The 1,502-nt window shown below is 28.1% G+C and carries 1 protein-coding gene; it reads left to right on the top strand.

The annotated features are described in order from the left end of the window. Nucleotides 1-179: 179 nt before the first annotated feature. Nucleotides 180-1,058, top strand: coding sequence for a LysR family transcriptional regulator (locus tag ACO409_RS10915; RefSeq protein ID WP_485557187.1), 879 nt, complete (start codon nt 180-182; stop codon nt 1,056-1,058). The last annotated feature ends 444 nt before the right edge of the window (nt 1,059-1,502 follow it).

Genomic DNA, 1,502 nt, shown 5'->3' on the forward strand with positions numbered 1-1,502 from the left:
TCTTTTCCAAATCGTTTAGGCAATAAGTTCTGGTTAAAAGGTATATTAATTTTCATCATATTGCTCCTTTCGTATAATCGAATAAATTATTCTTGATTCTATGATATAATAAATATTAACTTTTTAAAATTTGGAAAAAGTTAATAATTCATTAAATATTATTTTAGGAAGGAGAGGAGATGATGAATTTAGATTGGTATTATACATTCTTAGTATTATCTAAACACCTCAACTATCGTAGAGCAAGCGAAGAATTATTTTTAACGGAACCAACACTTCACCAGCAAATAAAAAAACTCGAAAAACACTTGCAAGTAAATTTATTTGAAACAGTTGGAAGAAATTTAACTCTGACTCCAACAGGACGAGAATTTATCCCTATCGTAAAAAAAATAATTGCGACATATGAAGATGGAATTAAAAAAATACAATTAAAAAATAAAAAGTTGGAAACACATTTAAACATCGCAGTTTCACCTTACATCGCTACCTATCTGTTACCGAAATTTCTTCCAGAATTTTTTGAAGAACAACCATCTGTAGGTATTTCAATTACCGTTTTACAAAATGATATTGCTCGAGAAATTGAAAATAATCAATTTGATATTGGGATAGCTAGGGAAGAACCTTATACTACAAAGATTAATTCAGAAAAAATTTGTGAGGGTAAAATTGCTCTTTTTTATCCCAAAAATGATTCTCAACTAACTGAGGTGGAGTTATTTCAAAAATATAAGATCTTATCAGATAATCATCCTGTTTATTGGAATAAAGTAAAACAAGAAATTTCTGAAATTGTTCCGGAATCTCAATTTGTTTCTATAAAGGATATAGCAGTAACTGAGAAATTGATTGAAATGGGACAAGGAATATCTTATCTTCCTCTATACCTTAAAATGACTTTAAATCCTAATATTGCTACTCGAATACCAGAAGAAATTTCTATTCCACTATCCTTTACTTACATAATGACTAGAAAAAATTCGGAAGCTATTGAACTTTTCAAAAATAAATTTAAGGAATTTATTGTTTTTGAACAAAATAAAGTAAATTTTTGACTCTTAAAAAGATGACTTGTGTATCTAGAAACTAGTTAGTATTAATGTATAAAATTGAAATTTCGCATCATACTTTCTGAGTTTAGACGGACTTTGTTATTAGTTTGAAACAGAGATAGAAAAACTTTGAAAGAATTTTCGAAAAATTTTAAAAAATTCTGAAATATTCTTGACAGCTGATGAAAAAGGTGGTAAGATAGGAAACATCAAAAAAGAAAGCAGAAAAAGAAATGAATAAAAGACAAGCTGTAACGATGAATCAAAACTTTTACTTTAGCTACTTTAGATAGTGTTTGTAGACATGTCACCATGGATGCAAACAGTTCAAGCAATTTGTTTGTATCTATGTGGCTAAGATTTTTGATTGTGGTCCATATAGATGAATATCTAAATGGACTAGCTAAGTTGTAACTTGTTAGATTATTTCAAGCATCCGTTTAGATA

The sequence above is a fragment of the Leptotrichia sp. genome, assembly GCF_057270615.1.